Raw genomic sequence first — 18,080 nt, 5'->3', positions numbered from 1 at the left:
TTGTATAAGGTGAACCACGATGGATACGGGATTTGTGACGACGCCTTTCGGGCGGCGGCCAATGTCGCTTGCCTTGATGAGAGGTCAGCTTCAGGCCGAATCAATTAAACCAGATAAGTCCGTCGACAAGTGGAAGGTGTTTCGCGACGTCTGCGAAGCACGTCCGCTGCTCGACATTTCCGACCGCACACTCGCTGTGCTGAATGCACTTCTCTCCTTCTATCCCGAGAACCATCTCTCCGGTGAGGCGAGCATGGTCGTCTTTCCATCCAACCGACAGCTGATCGTGCGGGCACACGGCATTGCAGTCACCACGCTGCGTCGGCATCTAGCGGCTCTTGTCGACGCCGGGCTGATCATCCGTAAGGACAGCGCCAATGGGAAACGTTTTGCCCGCCGGAAAACATCCGGTGAACTTGAGGATGCCTATGGCTTCAGCCTGGCGCCGCTTCTTGCCCGCAGCGAAGAACTGGCTGCCATGGCTCAAAGGATCGAAGCCGACCGGATGGCACTCCGACGCGCGCGCGAGCGGCTGACGATCTGCCGCCGCGATGTCCGCAAACTGATTGATGCCGCAATCGAGGACTGCGTTCCCGGCAATTGGGACGACATCGAGGCTGCCTATGCACATCACCTCGCATACCTTCCCCGCAACGCATCGGCTTCCGATCTCGACAGTATTCGCCTGAATCTCGAAACCCTTCGCACTGACATCGTCAATCTGTTGACGAACTTCGATAATTTCAAAAAAGTGAGCGCCAGTGTGGTCCAAAACGAACCGCACATACAGAATTCAGATATAGACTCTCTTGAATTAGAATCCTTACCGACGGCGCAAGCGGAAACACTGCGGGTTACGACCGGGATGGTTCAGCCAAACGGCCCACAGAAAATATTTCCTCTTGCCCTCATTCTGCAGGCTTGCCCGCAAATCAGCGATTACGCCCAGGGAGGATCGATCAGGGGCTGGCGAGATTTCGTGACCGCTGCCGTCACCGTACGGTCTATGCTGGGCATCACGTCAGAGACCTATCAGGCGGCTTGCGAAAGCCTCGGCCGAGAAAATGCCGCTGTCGTTATTGCCTGCATGCTGGAACGAGCAAACCATATCAACTCGCCAGGCGGCTATCTGCGTGACCTCACCCGCAAGGGAGCACGAGGGGAGTTCTCGCTTGGCCCAATGCTGATGGCGCTGGTACGGCAGAATAGTCCGGTTGCACGGAGGGCTTGAATGCTTTCGAGTAACCGGTCGATGTCCACCGTGGACCGCTCATTGGCATGGAGATGATCTCGATAAGACTGCAATACGTATTTTAGGCACTATCACTGGACTGGCTGTAGGACACGTCGTTCTTCGGAGGGCAAACAGGTATCGGAAATGATTGCTGAATTAGCTTCCGCAATGAGATGAAAGACATTTCGTATCAATAGCTTAGATTAAGAAGCGTTTCGGTAGGCGGCGACGTGATTGCCGCAAATACCTGAGAAACAACGAGTAAAGCGTTCTGAGGCCGGAAAGGATCGTTGACGTGAATTGGCTGGAGACGATAGGGCAAGGCGGGCAGTTGGAGGCCGGAACAGTGTGCAAAGAGCGAGGACGGACTTGAAGCGGGCAGTCGATCTTTTCCTGGCGATGGTGGCGTCCCTGATCCTGATCATTCCGATCGCGGTCGTGGCGCTTTGCGTACGCATGACATCTGCGGGACCGGCACTTTACTGGTCGAACCGTGTGGGGCGCCGCAACGAGATCTTCCGGATGCCGAAATTCCGCAGCATGCGGATCGATACGCCGACGGTCGCCACGCATCTGCTCGACGACCCCTCCCGCTATCTGACGCCGATCGGAGGATTCCTGCGCAAGTCGAGCCTCGACGAACTGCCGCAGCTCTGGTGTATCCTGAAGGGCGACATGAGCTTCGTCGGCCCGCGTCCGGCGCTCTATAACCAGGACGACCTAATCGCGTTGCGCACGGCAGAAGGTGTCGATGCGCTGCTGCCGGGGCTGACGGGCTGGGCGCAGGTCAATGGCCGTGACGAACTGCCGATCCCCGAAAAGGTAAAGTTCGATGTTGATTATCTGCAGCGCCGCTCCTTCTTCATGGACATGCGCATCCTGGCAATGACCGTCGGCAAGGTATTGGGCAGCAAGGGCATAACGCATTGAGGCTACGACCTAAGGTTATAAACAGATTGCGTGCGCGACCACCGATTATTCGGTTGCACTTGAGATCGAAAAGGACAAGAAGAAGTCAGGCTGGAAGATGAATGGGCAGTATAAACATGCATGGTGATCCTTCAAACGACGGATCAAAGACCAGCCAGTCCTGGATGTCGATGCAGGCACTGGTGGGGCCGCTCCTGGCAATGCCGCGTCCGGCAAAGCGTATTCTTGCGCTGATCGTCGATTCCAGCTTCTGTATTCTGACCATCTGGCTTGCCTATTGTTTCCGCCTGAATGAATGGACAGTGCTGACCGGCGTACAATGGCTTGCGGTTCTCGTTTCGCTATGCCTGGCGCTGCCGATCTTCATCGTCATGGGCATGTATCGGGCGATCTTCCGTTATGCCGGCATTGCTGCATTTCTGGCGGTGCTGAAGGCGATCGCGATCTATGGCGTCGCCTTCGCGAGCATCTTCACCGCGCTCAGCGTTCCCGGCATTCCACGCACGGTCGGCATCCTGCAGCCGCTCCTGTTGCTGATCGCAATCGGGCTGTCGCGCCTCGGCATCCGCTATTGGCTGGGCGATACCTATCAGCGCATCCTGCACAAGAATACGCTCGCCAAGGTCTTGATTTATGGTGCTGGCAGTTCCGGCCGCCAGCTTGCCGCCGCACTGACCAACAATGCCGAGCTCAATGTCGTCGGTTATCTCGATGACGATCCGAAGCTCAGAAACGGCATCATGGGCGGCCTGCCGATCTATGATCCCTCGGATCTGCAAGAGCTCGTCCAGACACTTAATATCCATAACGTGCTTCTGGCTCTGCCCTCGGCCTCGCGCCAACGCCGCAACGAGATCCTCGAACAGATCCGCAAGGCGCGGGTGAATGTTCGCACGCTGCCGGATCTGACCGCACTTGCGCAGGGCCGCATCGCCGTTTCCGACATTCGCGAACTCGAAATCGAGGACCTGCTCGGACGCGAGGCCGTGGCGCCACGCCAGGAGCTGCTTGACAAGGCAACGCTCGGCAAGGTGGTGATGGTGACGGGCGCGGGCGGCTCTATCGGCAGCGAGCTCTGCCGTCAGATCCTGCGCAGTGGCCCGACGCATCTCATCCTCGTCGAGCAGAACGAATACGCCCTTTATGCGATCCATGGCGAGCTGCAGAAGCTTTCGGAACTGTACGACCAGCAGAAGGTGCAGATCGTCCCGATCCTCTGTTCGGTGCGCGACCGCGACCGCATGGAGCACATCATCATGAGCTGGTGTCCGCAGGCGCTCTATCATGCCGCCGCTTACAAGCACGTGCCGCTTGTCGAGCAAAATGCCGTCGAAGGCATCAAGAACAATGTCATGGGCACGCTGATCACCGCACAGGCAGCGGAGAAATACGGCGTATCGAATTTCGTGCTGATCAGCACCGACAAGGCGGTCCGCCCGACCAATGTGATGGGCGCCAGCAAGCGGCTTGCCGAAATGGTGCTGCAGGCGCTGTCGGCCGAAAGGCAGTCCGCCACGCACACCAATTTCTCCATGGTGCGCTTCGGCAATGTGCTGGGTTCCTCAGGGTCCGTCGTGCCGCTGTTTCGCCAGCAGATCAAAGATGGCGGGCCGGTGACGCTGACCCATCCTGATATCACCCGCTACTTCATGACGATCTCGGAGGCATCGCAGCTCGTCATACAGGCCGGCGCCATGGCCGACGGCGGTGATGTTTTTCTGCTCGATATGGGTGAGCCGGTGCGCATTGCCGATCTGGCGCGCCGGATGATCGATCTTTCGGGTCTGACGGTGCGCAGCGACGATAATCCCGAAGGCGATATCGAGCTTTCGGTCACGGGTCTCAGGCCCGGCGAGAAGCTCTACGAGGAACTGCTGATCGGCGATAATCCCGAAACGACGCAGCATCCGCGCATCATGAAGGCGCGCGAGGATTTTCTCTTCTGGCCGGAGCTTTCCAAACGTCTGAAGGTTCTCGATGCGGCTCTCGATCGTAACGACATACCTGCCGCCCGGCTGATGCTCGCCGAACTCGTCTCCGGTTATGCCTCGACCGGCGAGGTGACCGATCTTGCGCTCAGCGCAGCCGAGGCCAATACGGCGGCATGATCGAAGCCCGGTTTGTGCCGGGCCTCTTCTCTTCCAGCTTCAGGCATTCGCCCCGTTGTCTATCGTCCAGGCCGCACCCGTGACCGAGCGGGCAGCTGGTGAAGCGAGATAGGCGACGACATCGGCGATCTCGCCGGGATCGGCAAAGCCCGCCGGATTGGACATCAGACCCTTCTGCGCACGCGCATGCGGGCCGTCTGCCGGGTTCATGTCCGTATTCGTCGAGCCGGGATGCACGGCATTGACCGTGATGCGGCGTGGGCCGAGTTCACGGGCGAGCGCCTGCGACAGGCCTGCGATCGCCGCTTTGCTCGCCGTATAGAGGCTGAGTCCCGGAGAGGTGGCGCGTACTGCAAGATTGCTGCCGATCGAAATGATGCGACCGCCATCCGGCATGACAGCAAGGGCTGCCCTGGGCGCGACGAAAGCCGAGCGGACATTGATCGAGAACGTCGCATCGAAATCGCTGAGCGACAGCGTTTCTATCGGCCCCGCGTGGAAAATTCCGGCATTGTTGACGAGGATATCGATGCGGCCGAAGGTTTGCGCAACTGTCGCAATAGCTGCCTCGACATCGGCTGCGTCGGACGCATCGGCCCTGAGGGCAAGCGCCGTTCCGCCCTAGGCCTCTATCGCCTTGACGACATTGGCGGCCGCTTCGTCTCCATTCACATAGGTCAGTGCGACCTTGGCGCCATCGGCCGCGAGCCGTCTGGCGATTGCAGCGCCGATACCGCGGCTGCCGCCGGTCACGAGAGCCACCTTTCCGTCAAGGATAGACATGATATTCCTTTCTGTAATGATTGATACATAATTCATGCTGCGATTGTATCCTTTCGTCAAGCGATTTATGTATTGAGCGATACAGAATTAGAATCCCGATTGCGCGAGGCAACCCTGAGATGAACGAACGCGGACGCCCGAGAAGCTTCGACCGGCAGCAGGCGCTGTCGCGCGCCATGCATCTGTTCTGGCAAAAGGGTTTTGAAGAGACCTCGATGAGCGATCTCACCCAGACCATGGGAATCGCACCTCCGAGCCTTTATGCCGCCTTCGGCTCAAAGGAAGCACTGTTTACCGAAGCGCTCGATCTCTATCAGGCGACGGTCAACAACGAGATCTGGAAAGCGCTCGAAGATGGGCAGACGATTGCCGCAGCGATCGAAGGCTTCCTCGTCAATACCGCCCGCGCCTATAGCCGCTCCGATCAGCCGGCCGGTTGCATGATCGTGCTCGGTTCCAATCCGGCTGCGAGCGAAATCGAGGCAATCGGCGCGGATCTCAGGCAGCGCCGTGCGGAAAATATGAGCCAGCTCATGAAAAGATTCGAGCGCGCCGTCAGTGAGGGGGAATTGAACGACACCTTCGACTGCGAGGCCGTTGCCGTCTTCTTCGCGACGCTGCAGAACGGCATGTCACTGCTTGCCCGTGACGGCGGCGGGGAGGCGGCGCTGATGGCTGTCGCTCGCAGCGGAAATCCAGCTCTTGAAGGCATGATCCGCGATCATCGCCGCGGCTGAACTGCTGCATCCAATCGTCGCGTCACCGCGCGGGATAGCAGCGGGCCGACATCCGCAGCTCAGGGATCCCGTCGAAAGGTGCATGGATCCGTGCCTCCCGTTCGGTCAGAAGACCGCTCAGTCGACGAAATCGACGATGACGCCGGGCTTCACCATGCCGGCAAGTTCCTCGACATCCCAATTCGTCAGCCGCACACAACCGTGCGAACCGGCCTTGTCGATCAAGGATGGCTCCGGCGATCCGTGGATGCCGTAGGTCGGCTCGGAGAGGTCGATCCAGACCGTCCCGACCGGATTGTTGGGGCCACTCGGCAATTGCAGGAGCTTCCTGTTATGACCCTGCTGAAAATTCACTTTGGGATTATAGGTATATTTGGGCTCACGGGCGACGCCGTTTATCTTGTGCCGGCCCGCGGGTGAAGGGTTGTCGTCGCTGCCGATCGTCGCCGGGTAGACTGCAAGAACGGATCCATCGCCGGCAAAGGCCAGCACCTCACCGCTTTTCCTGTGAGCCTCGATACGCTTGACCTTCCCCGTTCTCGGCGCACCAATGACTGCGACCGAGACTGTTTCGCCCGGGACGAACTGAGCGCCGGGGTTCAGTGTTTTGAGCAGGTCGATATCCATGTGGAAGCGCTCGGACAGCCGCTCGGCGACGCTCGTGTAGCCGAGATGTGTCATCCTGGCTTGTTTGGCATAATCTTTCGGAATGTCTTCGACGAGATCGGCGGCATCATCCTGTGCGATCACGTAGGGTCCGATCACCTTCCGGTCGTCCTGGAGCCGGGCGAGCATCTGCGGGTCTGGTTTCCCGTCGACGGGAAGTCGCTGCATGATCTCGAAGCCGGCAATCGCTTTCACGACGTTGTCGCCGTAGAAGCCGTCGATCACCCCGGGCGACGAACCGGCTCGATCAAGCAGAACCTGAAGATGGATGACGGCCGGATCCGGCGACGGCGATCGTGCGCTCGGCGGGGCTGGGGAGATGTCATCAATCGACGCGTTATTGATGGTCTCGGCCGCAAATTGCTGGGCGTTGCCGACACCGAAGATTGAAAGCGATATGAAGCCGAATAGGAGCATGGATTTTATCATGCTGTTTAAACGACGGCGGACAAAAAAGTTCCTTGAGTGTCTGTAGTAACATGAGATGCCCTCGGTCAGGTCTTACGACCGAGGGCATCTCATATCGGCCGGAAGCCGTTATCGCAGCGCCGGGCAGCCGCGAACGTTGGCAAAGCTGATCTCGTCGGGACCTCGACGCGTCCAGCCCTGAACGATCACGCGCCGTGGCGTGACGTCGACGACGCGAGCGCGGCGGAAGCCGAAATCACGCGCCTTGTCCTCTGCCCATCGGGGATCGCAGCCACCGCGCGGCGGACGACCCCAACCGGGCGGCGAATGAGGCCGGCCCCAATCCCTGTCAGACTCGTAGCGCGGTGGCGGGCCTCTGTCATAACCGTCGTAATACTGCGCCGACGCGATGCTCGAGGTGGAGGCTGCGGTGCCAAGGGCAAGCAGAATGCCGATGGCAGATTTCGTGAAGTTGATCATCAATCCAATTCTCGTTGGGGCAAACGCGTGCGAGGGTAGGGCGCATCATGGCAAACTGATGGCCAAGGACGCTGTCGCCACGCGGCGAGATAATTTGCCGTGCAAGCCCAATGGGTTAATGTCGCCTTCCCGCCTGTGTATAACGGTGCGCATGATCACGGTTTCACGCCAGCAAAGCCTGGATACTCAATGGCATGTCGCAATGATCAAGGACCCGCCCGAGACCGGGTGGGTCGCGTTCGCCGATATCAGCCGAGCGTTTCCGAAAAAAGTTCGAGCAGGCGCTTCCAGTGTCGCTCGGAGCCCTTTTCGCTGTAGGTCTCGCCGCGATCGGGAACCGTCCAGCCATGCGACATGCCGATATAATTCTCGATGATGTGGTCGACGCCGCCGGTGCGGAGCGCCTCGGCAAGCCGCGCGGATTGTTCAGGCGGGAAGCTGCCATCGACGCCGGCAACGCCGACATAGACGCGTGCCTTGATGCCACTGGCAAGGCGATGCGGGCTGTCAGGCGCCTCGCTTGCGAGATTGCCGCCGTGGAAGCTTGCGGCAGCCGCGATCCTGTCGGCATAAGTGGCCGCTGCCGTCAGCGCCCGGCCGCCGCCCATGCAATAACCGACGGCACCGACCGGACCGGAAACGCCTTCGGCCTCCAGCGCGTCGAGGAAGGCTGCGCTGTCGCGCCTCGTCATCTCCTGCGTCGTCTCGCGGATCATCTTCATGATCTCGGCACGCGCGGTCTCATTACCGAAGGAGGAGCCGTCGAAGGGGCCGTAGGAGCCGAAACGGTAGAAGAGATCGGGAGCAAGTACGACATAACCGGCATTCGCCAGGCGTTCGCCCATGATATCGATGGCCTCGCGCGGCCCGAGCGCGTCCATATAGTAGAGAACACCAGGCAGGAGCTTGCCCTCGCTGCCTTCGGGACGGAAAACTGACGCCCTGGCAATGCCGTCAGCCGTTGTGATTTCAATATCGCGTTTCATGGGCCAATTCCTTTGATTTTATAGAAGCAGCCCGCAAGCCGCTGCCGCCAATCTGGCAAAGGCCGGCACCAGTCTCAAGACACGAATGCGTGGATTGAAACCTGCCGATACACGGGCAGGGATTTTCGTTGCGCGGATCCCGCGCCTTCCGGCGACTGCCGTGCGGTCAGTCGAAATCGCCGGATCGCTGCAATGCCCCTGCAATCGTCCATCCACACTTTGGCGGCATCGTTCAGCGCGACGACGGTCCCAGGCGATTGCCGATTGTCCGGATCGATGGCATGAGTGGCGGGGGACCGGGTCGAGGGCGTTCCCGGATCGGTCCGGGCTGCGACAGTCGCCGGCTATCCGGGCAGGATTGTGCGATTGGCTCGAAACCCGGCGAGCTCTTGAGGGGATATGACATCGATGGCGAAAGCAGCCGCAGCCGGAAGATATATTCTTGCCTACCTATCCTGGCCGTTGGTGTTTTTCTCCGGCCTGACGGGCGCCTATTTTGCCTTCGCCGGCGACCGGCCGATGCTTGGCTTTGCGGCGGTCTATGCGGGAGAAGTCCTGCTTCTCTTCCTGCTCGAACGCACCATTCCCTACGAGCAGCGCTGGCTGCAGGCGGATGGCGAAACGGCCAACGATATCGCCCATACGGTTCTGACCAAGGGGCTGGTGCAACTGGCAGCACTTGCGGCGGCGATCTTTCCGATGCTCGCCGCCAGCCTGCTGCAGCCGCTTGCCGCCATGCAGTTCAGTCTCTGGCCGTCATCCTGGCCGATGCTCTTCCAGGCGACCCTCGCCGTCGTCATTGCCGAGTTCGGTCTATACTGGGCGCACCGCATCGCCCATGAGCGGCTGTTCTTCTGGCGTTTCCATGCCCTGCACCACAGTGTCACCCGCCTCTGGGTCATCAATACCGGCCGTTTCCACGTCATCGATTCCCTGTTCAAGATCGCACTGAGCCAGATCCCGCTCTACCTGCTCGGAGCCCCGCTGCAGGTCTTCTGGTGGCTCGGCGCGGTCACGGCCTTCATCGGCATCCTGACCCATTGCAACGTCGACATGCGGACCGGCCTTTTCGATTTCGTCTTCTCGACGCCCCGGCTGCACCGCTGGCACCATTCGAAGGATCTGCGCGAAGGCAATACCAATTACGGCGAGAATGTCGTGCTGTTCGACCAGCTGTTCGGCACCTATTTCAATCCCGATCGCCCATCCTCGACCGATATCGGCATCAAGGGCCAGATCGCTCCCGGCTTTGTCAGCCAACTGACGCAGCCCTTCACCAAGGACGGCGTGCGGCAAATCCTCGGCCTTAAGCCCAAGCGGGGTTGAAACCCGGCCCTGGTCCGTCATCATTTCATGACAATCGGCCCGTAAGAGCCTGCAAACCTCGACGGAAACGGACAGGACGGCGATGACGACGTTGAAACAGGTTGCGCTAAGAGCAGGATGTTCCATGGCGACGGCAAGCCGGGTGCTGAACCTCAGCGGTCCCGTCAGCCGGGCCGCCGCCCTTCGCGTACGCCGTGCGGCGGCAGAAGTCGGTTATCGGGCGGCCGCGCCTTCGGCCCGCAGCGGCCGCCGTCCTGTTATCGGCGTGCTGGTGCCGAGCGTCACCAATCCGGTCTTTGCCTCGTCGCTCTCAGGCATCCAGAACCGCATGCTGGTCGCCGGCCACAGCGTCCTCATTGCGCAATCGAATTACGATCCCGATCAGGAGGCCGATGCCGTGGCAGGGTTGCTCGGCGAGCGGCCGACCGGGTTGATCCTGACGGTTTGCAACGGCGAGACGAGCCCGGCGCTGGCGCAGGACCTGCCGCCAACGGTGCTGCTCGGCAGCTCCCCGACGGCCCGATATCCGGCTGCCGTCACCGTCAACAATTATGCGGCCGGCTGCCGATTGACCGAACATCTTCTCTCCATGGGGCACAGGCGCATCCTCTATGTCTCGGGCAGCTTCAAGGCGTCTGACCGCGCGCTCCTGCGCTATCGCGGATATCTGCAGACGATGGCGGCGGCCGGTGTCTCCCCGCTCGAGGCCATAGAGGTGCCCTTCGTCAGCGGTTACGACCAGATGGATCTCGGCCAGGCCCTGCGGGCATTCGCGCCGACCGCCATTATCGGCTCAAACGACCTGATCGCGCTCGGCGTCATCGGCGCGGTCAATCGCGAGGGCCTGCGGGTGCCCGAGGATATCTCGGTTGCCGGCTTCGATGGCATCGCTATCGGCAAGCTCATCAATCCGACTTTGACCTCGATCGAAATGCCGGATCTCAGCATGGGCGCGACGGCGGCATCGCTGCTGCTCGATATCGTCGAGAATAACGCGCCGTTGAGACACCTGGAATTGTCGCATGCCTTGCGCCCCGGCGGCACGGTGCGGAACCTCCAGAAAGAAGAAACCGCCGCACCCCTCATGGGTTGCGACGGTTCCGGATCGAGACCGCGGGCCGCTTGAGCCCGCGACCCATTGCAAAAATCAGCTGCGCGGCAGCATGCCTTCGACGTCGGAAGCTGCGTCGTCGAGGGCTTCCTTCGGCTCAGCCGAGCCATCGACGATGCGCGACAGGTTGTCGACGATCGTCTGGGTGACCTTGACGCCGTTGGTGCCGGGGAAGGCATACCAGGGGATCATGCGCGGCATCTGGCTGAGGCCGGCTTGGAAGAGCGGGTTCTTCTTGTAGAAGTCGCCGAGATATTCGGCCGACTTGGCGGCAAGCTCGTTGTTCGGCACGTAGCCGGTGCCGGGAACGACGACCGAGGCGCCATAGGGACCGGCGGCGAACTTGGCGAACTTCCAGGCTGCTTCCTGCTTGGCCGGATCCTTGGCGAGGATGACGACGGCGTTGCCGCCGGTCGGCAGGTGGCCCTTTTCAGGGTCGATCAGCGGGATCTGGGCGGTGCGCAGGTCGAACTTGGCGCCGACATTCTTGATCGTGTTGACGAGCGCGCCCGTCGTCTGGAATTCGAAGCCGACCTTGCCGGCTGCAAAGGCCTGTTCGCCCGCTGCCTTGGTGAAAACAGGCATGCCGCCTTCCTTGACGAAGCGGCTGATCAGTTCGACAGCCTTCTGGCCCTCGGGACCGTTGAAGGTGACCTTCTGTTCGTCGTCGCTCAGCATCTTGCCGCCAGCGCCGAAGAGGAGGGCCGAAAACATCCAGTCGTCGCCCTGCCAGCGGAAGTCCATGCCGTCGACGCCGTTGCCGAGCGCCTTGATCTTGCCGGCGAGCGCGATGACTTCGTCCCAGGTCTTCGGCGGGGTGTCGGGGTTGCCGCCGGCTGCCTTCACGAGATCGGCATTGTAATACATGATCGGATTGGAGGTGGCGAAAGCGAGGCCAACCTGCTTGCCCTTGACCTGGGCGAGCTTCAGGATCGTGTCCGAGAAGCCCTGCTCGGCCATGTTGCCTTCCTTCTGGACCAGCGGCGTCATGTCGACGGCGACATTGCGCTCGTTCAGCATGCGCAGGCGGTTCAGGCCGATGAAGGTGACGTCGGGCATTTCGGACGTGCCGGCCTGGCGCAGGATCAGCTGGATGCCGTCTTCATAGGTCGCCGAAGGCGCGGCGAACTGGATCTTGATATCGGGGTTTTCTTCCATGAACTTCTTCGAGATCGTGTCCATCACGTCCTTGAAGAAGCCCGGCATCGGGTAATGGATCGTCAGCGTCGTTTCAGCGTGGGCCGGCAGGGCTGCCGCCACGGACAGAGCCGCTGCTGCGAGGAACTGGGTGAAATGCTTCATCGCTCGTTCTCCTGGGTTCAGCCGGTCAGCCTTTGAGACCGGTCATGGTGATGCCCTCGACGAAGCGTTTCTGTGCAAACAGGAAGGCCGCAACGAGGGGAATGGTGATGATGATGGTGGCCGCCATCAGCGCGCCGTAATCGTCGCCGGCTTCCGCAGCGCGGAAGTTCATCAGGCCGAGCGGCGGCGTGGCATAACCGGGCTTCGAGATGACGATCAGCGGCCAGTAGAGGTCGTTCCAATGGGCGACGACCGAGAAGATCGCAAAGGCCGTCACCGCCGGCCAGGCATTCGGGACGATGACGCGCGAGACGATGCCGAGCTCCGACATGCCGTCGAGGCGGGCGGCATGGATCAGGTCGTCGGGCATGGCGCGGAAGAACTGCAGGAACAGGAAGATCGCAAAGACCGAGATGGTGAAGGGGGCGACGAGCGCCGTATAGCCGTTGAGCAGCGACAGGCTGTCGAAGGCGACATAAAGCGGCAGGGCCGTCGCATGGATCGGCACCAAGAGGCCGAGCAGCACCAGCACCATCATCAGCCGGGCGGCGCGGAACTTCAGCTTCGCCATGGCATAGGCGCAGGGGATGGCGACCAGCACCTGGAAGACGAAGATCAGCGCGCAGACGACGAAGCCGTTCCACAAGAGCGTGCCCATCGCCACCTTGTCGAGCGCCTTGGAAAAGTTCTGCATGTAGAAGAAATGTGTCGGGATCAGCGAGAGCGCGGCGGTGAAGATATCGTCCTGCGATTTGCCGGCCGCCGACATCATGAAGATATAGGGCGCGAGGAAGACGATCGCGCCGAGGAGAAGCAAGGCAAGGCGGATCAGCCGGCCGAGGGTGAAACGGGAGCGCGTCTTCATGAATAGTGCACCCGCCGGTCGAGGAAGCGGTATTGCAGGAACATCATGACCACGAGGATGGCGAGGAAGACGACCGTCATGGCCGAGGCATAACCGACCTTCATGTAGACGAAGCCCTCCTGATAGATGGTGAAGAGCAGCACTTCGGAAGCGTGGTTCGGGCCGCCATCCGTCAGCGTCTTCACCGTCTCGAAGGTCTTGACCGCATTGATGACGCTGATCGTCGTGACGAAGAGCGCCGTCGGCCCGAGCATCGGCCAGGTGACGAGCATGAAACGGTCGAGCGGGGACTTGGCGCCGTCGATCTCGGCGGCGGCATAAAGCTCGCGCGGGATCGCGGTGAGGCCTGCCAGGAACAGTACCATGTTGAAACCGACCGTCTGCCAGACGCCGATGATAGAGAGGCTGTAAAGTGCCGTTGCCGAGGAGCCGAGCCAGTTCGGCTTCGGCAGGCCGGCAAGGCCGATCAGCGCATTGAGCGGGCCGACGGTCGGGTGGAAGAGATATTGCCAGACGGTCGCCATGGCGACGATCAGCGAGACGACGGGCAGGAAATAGGCGGTGCGGAAGAAGCTCTTTCCCCAGCCCTCGCTCTCGATCAGCATAGCGACACCGAGGCCAAGCAGGATCGAAACGGGTGCTACGATCGCCGTATAGACTGTCGTGTTCCACAGCGACTTGCGGAAGGTGCGGTCCGTGAACAGCTCTGCATAATTCTCGAAGCCGACGAAGCGGAACTTGCCGGCGCCAAGCTCGAAATCGGTAAAGCCGAGGACGAGCACGGCGACGATCGGCAACAGCACGAAGAGCACGATGAGGACAATTGCAGGCGCAGCCAGCAACCATGCGGTCTGCGCCTCGCGCCGCTCATGCTTTGCCGCCGATGCGACCGGGCGGATCTCGCCGGCAGCGATACTAGCCATGAGCCTTCTCCCTGGCGGTATCGGCAGGAAGGGCGTTGGTGCGCAGACGACGACCATCGGCTGCAAAGACCATGGCCTTGTCGGGCTGGAAGGCGAGGGAAACCGCCATGCCGGCGGCAAGGCCTGCGGCATCGGCCGGCGCAAGCTTGGCAAGCACGGTCTCGCCGATCGCATTCAGCCGGCAGAACAGGATCACCTCCGACCCCAGGAATTCCAGGCGCTCGATGCGGGCGGGAAGCGAGGTCTCGCCCTCGGCGGCAAGGCGGACGAATTCCGGGCGGATGCCGACCGTTACCTCGGAACCGGCAGGATTGGTCTCTTCCAGCGTCAGTCGGATATCGCCGAAGGCGACTGTTCCGTGCTCGGCGCGCGCCGGCAGGAGATTGATGCGCGGCTGGCCGACGAAACGGGCGACTTCGATATGGGCGGGATCGTCATAGATGACCTGCGGTGCCGCAAGCTGCAGCAGCTCGCCGCCGATCATCACGGCAACCCGGTCGGCCATGGAGAGCGCCTCGGCCTGGTCGTGGGTGACATAGACGGTCGGCACGCCGGCGCGGCGATGCAGCTCCACGATCTCGCCGCGCGCGTGGACGCGCAGGTTGGCGTCAAGGTTGGACAGCGGCTCGTCCATGAGGAAGACGCTCGGATGGCGCACCATGGCGCGGGCGAGCGCCACGCGCTGCCGCTGGCCGCCCGACATCTGGCCGGGCTTGCGTTCCAGGAGATGATCGATCTTCAGGGCCTTTGCCGTCTCCCGCACGTCCTTGGAAATGCCGGAGCGAATGGCGCGGTAGCCGGGCATGACCGGGCCGAGGAAAGGCAGGCGCTGCACACGGCTCAACCGCCGCATGGCAAGCGGCACGGCGATGTTCTGGCCGGCCGTCAGGTGCGGATAGAGCGCGTAGGACTGGAAGACCATGGCGATGTTGCGGTCGGCCGCCGCCACGTCGGACATTTCCCGCCCGCCGATGACGATCTCGCCGCTATCGGCATGATCGAGGCCGGCAAGGATGCGCAGAAGCGTACTCTTGCCGCAGCCCGAGGGGCCGACGAGGGCGATGAATTCGCCTGGCTCGACGTCGAGGCTGATATTCTTCAGGATGGCGTTATCGCCATAGGATTTCCTGATGGCAGAAAGGGAGAGCGCGCTCATTGCGCCGGCTCCCTCTGCACCTTGTGGGCCTCGTGCGGATAGACTTCGGCGACCACGTCATCGAGCACATGCGCCTTCATGCCTGATACGGCGACAATCTCGCTCGTGACATCATCGCCGAGATCGTGAAGCACGGCGCCGATGAGCTTCTCGCCCGGCATCTCGCGCTCCATCGTGCCGATGATGAAGGAGGACGCTGGACCCCAGACGAGTGAGGTGTCGTTGAAGCGGCCTTTCCAGGCCCAGTGCAGGTGGCCGCTGGCATAAAGCGCGACGTCATGGGCAGCGATCAGATCATAGAGCCTCTGGCGCTGTGCCGGGCGGATGCTCCAGTAGCCGGTGTCGCCTTCATCAGATGTGTCGACAAAGAGCGGCTTGTGGGCAAACATTGCAACGCGCCGTCCGGCGCGTGTGGCAAGCGCTCTCTCCAGCCATTCAAACTGCGTTTCCTGCTCGTCGTTTTCCATGCCCATCAGCAGGCTGTCGAGGCCGATCAGGCGCCAGTTGCCGGCATCCTCGAGCCAGTAATCGGGGCCTACGAGGCTGCGCCAGCGGGCAAGCCTTGTCGCATTGACGGGCTGGAGCGAACCCGGAAGATGGCCGACATCATGATTGCCGGGAACGATCAGCATCGGGATCTTCACCTGCCGCATCAGATCCATGCAGAAGGTGAGGTCCCCGTCCTTGTCGGCGCCATCGACGGCGAGGTCGCCGGTATGGATGACGAGATCGGCGCCGCTGCCGTTGATGAAGTCCGCAAGTGGCTCCCAGTTGCCGTTGAAATGCGGTATCGACGGGCTGAAATGCGTGTCGGTGATCTGGACGATTTTCATGCCGGCGCTCTCCGATAGGCCCGCGGCACCTTTCCGGCGGCAGGCAAATACTCTTGCCGCCTCTTTAGAGCCCGCCAATGTCAGGCGGGTTACAAGCGTTTCCACCCTTGTTCCATTTATGTCGTGCAATTGTCATGGAGCCGGTTGCAGCCGAAGCCAGATTGGCAATCCGTCAGTCCTAACCGCCCTGGTGGGGATAAATCCACGCGCAAAGGACTGATCAATGAAAGCATTGATGGAGAACAGAAAACGGAGTTGGCCGCGGCCAATTCTTATTGGCTGCACCAATGGCGCAAGGACCGCAACCGACAAGCGGCGAACGGCGCAATGTGGAGAGGGCCATGTTCGATTGTTCATGCTGCAGAAGTTCGACAATCTCGGCCGAACTGATATGGGGGAGCCACCAGCATTTTACCGATCGGCTTCTCGCGTCCTTAAGAGCTGTCTGGCAAATTTCTCCTGACGACGGAGAGATCATGACCCGCAAGAACTTCGCAATATATAGCAGTGTGTTCACCGCCCTGTGGATTGCCGTTACGATCGGTTTTCCGCTTATCCTCTTTGCGGCCGTGAAGATGACAGCCTGCGCTGCCGATACCTGCGGCGCCGTCGCTCTGATGTTCGGCCTGTTTGGCCGTATCCTCCTCGTGTTCGTCTACGCTATCGCGATGCTGATATTGATCGCAAGGCGATGCGCGCATGCCGGTTTGAGTGTCTTGTGGACGCTTGCCGGGTTGCTGTGGTTGCTTGCGGCCCGTGATGTTCTTCTTGCCGGCTTCAATTTCTGGGCCGTCGGCTTTTCCCTCGGCATATTGTCCTTCAGGGCTCCCGTAACGATGCTCTTGTTCTTCGCCTTCATCATCTTCCTTTCTATCTGGAAGGGCGAGGACGAGAACCGCGACGGTGCGCTGACCATTCCCTGGCGGCTTGCAGGCATCAGCGCGTTTGTATCGGCGATGATCGCCGGGGTCATCTGCATCCCGATCGTCGCATCGTTCGGCTGGATCGTGGGCTTGCCGTCGGCCTCCGCGATCGATCTGATGTTTCTGATGGACCGCGTTCTGAGCCTCAGGATCGGGGAGCACTGGATCACCTATGTCGGTGAGCTATGGGTGCTGCTTGCGATCTTCGTCTGCGCCCTGGCATACCTCGTCTTCAGCCAAAGACGTGCGGATAGACGCTCAGCGCCGCCGAACCCGAAGCCTGTATGATCGCATTCCGGCGATCAGTTACCAGGCGATGGTTGGTGCTCGCGATGTCGGGCGATAAAGGCTTTGACCGCCGGAGCGCCTTCGCCCCTGCGATAGGCGATCGCCACGTCCGAGGTGACAGCGACGCTGCCGAGCGGCCTGTAGTAGATGTCAGGCAGTTCCACGCGGCTCATCGATTGCGGCACCAGCGCTATGCCCATGCCGATGCCGACGAGGGCGGCGATTTCGGTGAAGTCGTGCGCCACCGCATCGACTGATGGTTCGAAGCCGGCCTCACGGCAGGCCTGTAGCGTGTTGCGGTGAAAGCCGACGTCCGGCGGCTGGCGCGGAGTGATGAACGTCTCCTGCGTCAATCGAGCCAGCGTATCGATCGGGCGCTCTGCGAATTCATGGCCGTCGGGGATCATGGCGACCAGCGGTTCGCGCAGCACGACCTGTACGGAAACACCTGATGGGATCGGGGCCGGCGCGCGGATATAGCCGAAATCGAGCAGCCCGTCGGCGATGCGCTGCAACTGCTGGCGCAGTTCCATTTCCTGCAGTTCGACCTCGACATAGGGATAGTCGCGCTTGAAATCCCTGATAGAGCCGACGACGGCACCGGAATAGGCGGCCGACGCCACATAGCCGATCGAGATGCGTCCGCTTTCGCCGCGCCCGGCGCGGTTGATGGCGGCAACCGTCGCTTCCGTCTGGGCGAGCACTTTCCTAGCCTCCTGAAACAAGGTCTCGCCCGAATGCGTCAGCTGCACGCCTCGTCGGCTGCGATCGAGCAGCGGTGTGCCGACAATCTTTTCAAGGCTCCTGATCTGCTGGCTGAGACCCGGCTGGGCGATGCCGAGCCTGGCAGCCGCACGTTCGAAATTCCGCTCTTCGACCAGGCTCACGAAGTATCGCAGGTGCCGGAGTTCGAAGCCGGGGTCGTTTAGCGCCATCATGTTCTCCTGGAAGAATTCAAATCTATGAGATCGGGCGCATTTCATAATCCAGACTTATGAAAAATTCGAGCCGCGTTTATTGG

The 18,080-nt window shown here is 61.0% G+C and carries 16 protein-coding genes and 1 pseudogene; 7 read left to right on the top strand and 10 right to left on the bottom strand.

Translation table 11 applies throughout. The features are described from left to right. Positions 1–19 precede the first annotated feature (19 nt). The 3 genes from repC (at position 20) to FHT93_RS34510 (ending at position 4,272) form a co-directional block, all read left to right on the top strand. Positions 20–1,231, top strand: coding sequence for a plasmid replication protein RepC (gene repC, locus FHT93_RS34520; protein ID WP_183851362.1), 1,212 nt, complete (start codon positions 20–22; stop codon positions 1,229–1,231). A gap of 372 nt (positions 1,232–1,603) precedes the next feature. Further along, complete coding sequence (locus FHT93_RS34515; RefSeq protein ID WP_112972275.1) at positions 1,604–2,164, top strand: sugar transferase; 561 nt, start codon at positions 1,604–1,606, stop codon at positions 2,162–2,164. Between the two features lie 164 nt (positions 2,165–2,328). Continuing rightward, complete coding sequence (locus FHT93_RS34510) at positions 2,329–4,272, top strand: nucleoside-diphosphate sugar epimerase/dehydratase (RefSeq protein WP_113016287.1); 1,944 nt, start codon at positions 2,329–2,331, stop codon at positions 4,270–4,272. Between the two features lie 39 nt (positions 4,273–4,311). On the opposite strand, the pseudogene FHT93_RS34505 reads toward FHT93_RS34510, so the two are convergent. Next, positions 4,312–5,055, bottom strand: a pseudogene (locus FHT93_RS34505) (SDR family oxidoreductase). 119 nt (positions 5,056–5,174) lie between these two features. Between FHT93_RS34505 and FHT93_RS34500 the strand changes: the two are divergent. Then, entirely contained in the window at positions 5,175–5,792 is a 618-nt protein-coding gene (locus FHT93_RS34500; RefSeq protein ID WP_183851361.1) for a TetR/AcrR family transcriptional regulator, read from the top strand. Between the two features lie 117 nt (positions 5,793–5,909). Here FHT93_RS34500 and FHT93_RS34495 read toward each other — a convergent pair whose 3' ends face one another. From FHT93_RS34495 to FHT93_RS34485, 3 genes are all read right to left on the bottom strand, one after another. Continuing rightward, positions 5,910–6,875, bottom strand: coding sequence for a L,D-transpeptidase (locus tag FHT93_RS34495; protein ID WP_246715537.1), 966 nt, complete (start codon positions 6,873–6,875; stop codon positions 5,910–5,912). A gap of 120 nt (positions 6,876–6,995) precedes the next feature. Further along, positions 6,996–7,346 (bottom strand): hypothetical protein, encoded by a 351-nt coding sequence (locus FHT93_RS34490; protein WP_112547489.1) that lies wholly within the window; start codon positions 7,344–7,346, stop codon positions 6,996–6,998. A gap of 248 nt (positions 7,347–7,594) precedes the next feature. Next, the gene (locus FHT93_RS34485) at positions 7,595–8,332 is read right to left on the bottom strand and encodes a dienelactone hydrolase family protein (protein WP_113016267.1); all 738 of its coding nucleotides are present in this window, start codon (positions 8,330–8,332) and stop codon (positions 7,595–7,597) included. 408 nt (positions 8,333–8,740) lie between these two features. Here FHT93_RS34485 and FHT93_RS34480 point away from each other — a divergent pair, with 408 nt between their 5' ends. Both FHT93_RS34480 and FHT93_RS34475 read left to right on the top strand, forming a co-directional pair. Beyond that, on the top strand, positions 8,741–9,658 hold the full coding sequence (locus tag FHT93_RS34480; RefSeq protein WP_183851360.1) for a sterol desaturase family protein: 918 nt from the start codon (positions 8,741–8,743) through the stop codon (positions 9,656–9,658). 82 nt (positions 9,659–9,740) lie between these two features. After that, the gene (locus tag FHT93_RS34475; protein WP_112547486.1) at positions 9,741–10,784 is read left to right on the top strand and encodes a substrate-binding domain-containing protein; all 1,044 of its coding nucleotides are present in this window, start codon (positions 9,741–9,743) and stop codon (positions 10,782–10,784) included. Positions 10,785–10,805: 21 nt separating this feature from the next. Here FHT93_RS34475 and FHT93_RS34470 read toward each other — a convergent pair whose 3' ends face one another. Genes FHT93_RS34470 through FHT93_RS34450 form a run of 5 tightly spaced genes read right to left on the bottom strand, consistent with a single transcriptional unit; the run spans position 10,806 to position 15,848 of the window. Next, entirely contained in the window at positions 10,806–12,071 is a 1,266-nt protein-coding gene (locus tag FHT93_RS34470) for an ABC transporter substrate-binding protein (RefSeq protein ID WP_112547485.1), read from the bottom strand. 25 nt (positions 12,072–12,096) lie between these two features. After that, entirely contained in the window at positions 12,097–12,936 is an 840-nt protein-coding gene (locus FHT93_RS34465) for a carbohydrate ABC transporter permease (protein ID WP_183851359.1), read from the bottom strand. Then, positions 12,933–13,859 (bottom strand): sugar ABC transporter permease, encoded by a 927-nt coding sequence (locus FHT93_RS34460; protein WP_183851358.1) that lies wholly within the window; start codon positions 13,857–13,859, stop codon positions 12,933–12,935. The genes FHT93_RS34465 and FHT93_RS34460 overlap by 4 nt, the downstream gene beginning before the upstream one ends. Continuing rightward, positions 13,852–15,015, bottom strand: coding sequence for an ABC transporter ATP-binding protein (locus FHT93_RS34455; protein WP_183851357.1), 1,164 nt, complete (start codon positions 15,013–15,015; stop codon positions 13,852–13,854). Before FHT93_RS34455 ends, FHT93_RS34460 begins: the two co-directional genes overlap by 8 nt. Continuing rightward, positions 15,012–15,848, bottom strand: a complete 837-nt coding sequence (locus tag FHT93_RS34450) for a metallophosphoesterase (RefSeq protein ID WP_183851356.1) — start codon at positions 15,846–15,848, stop codon at positions 15,012–15,014. The genes FHT93_RS34455 and FHT93_RS34450 overlap by 4 nt, the downstream gene beginning before the upstream one ends. 476 nt (positions 15,849–16,324) lie before the next feature. Between FHT93_RS34450 and FHT93_RS34445 the strand changes: the two genes are divergently transcribed. After that, on the top strand, positions 16,325–17,059 hold the full coding sequence (locus FHT93_RS34445) for a hypothetical protein (protein ID WP_183851355.1): 735 nt from the start codon (positions 16,325–16,327) through the stop codon (positions 17,057–17,059). 14 nt (positions 17,060–17,073) lie between these two features. Here FHT93_RS34445 and FHT93_RS34440 read toward each other — a convergent pair whose 3' ends face one another. Continuing rightward, positions 17,074–17,994 carry a LysR substrate-binding domain-containing protein gene (locus FHT93_RS34440; protein ID WP_183851354.1) on the bottom strand — a complete coding sequence of 307 codons (921 nt, stop codon included), beginning with the start codon at positions 17,992–17,994 and terminating at the stop codon, positions 17,074–17,076. Between the last annotated feature and the right edge of the window lie 86 nt (positions 17,995–18,080).

Source organism: Rhizobium sp. BK379 (assembly GCF_014193955.1).
Taxonomy (GTDB): domain Bacteria; phylum Pseudomonadota; class Alphaproteobacteria; order Rhizobiales; family Rhizobiaceae; genus Rhizobium.
This window is presented reverse-complemented; position numbering and strand designations above follow the sequence as displayed.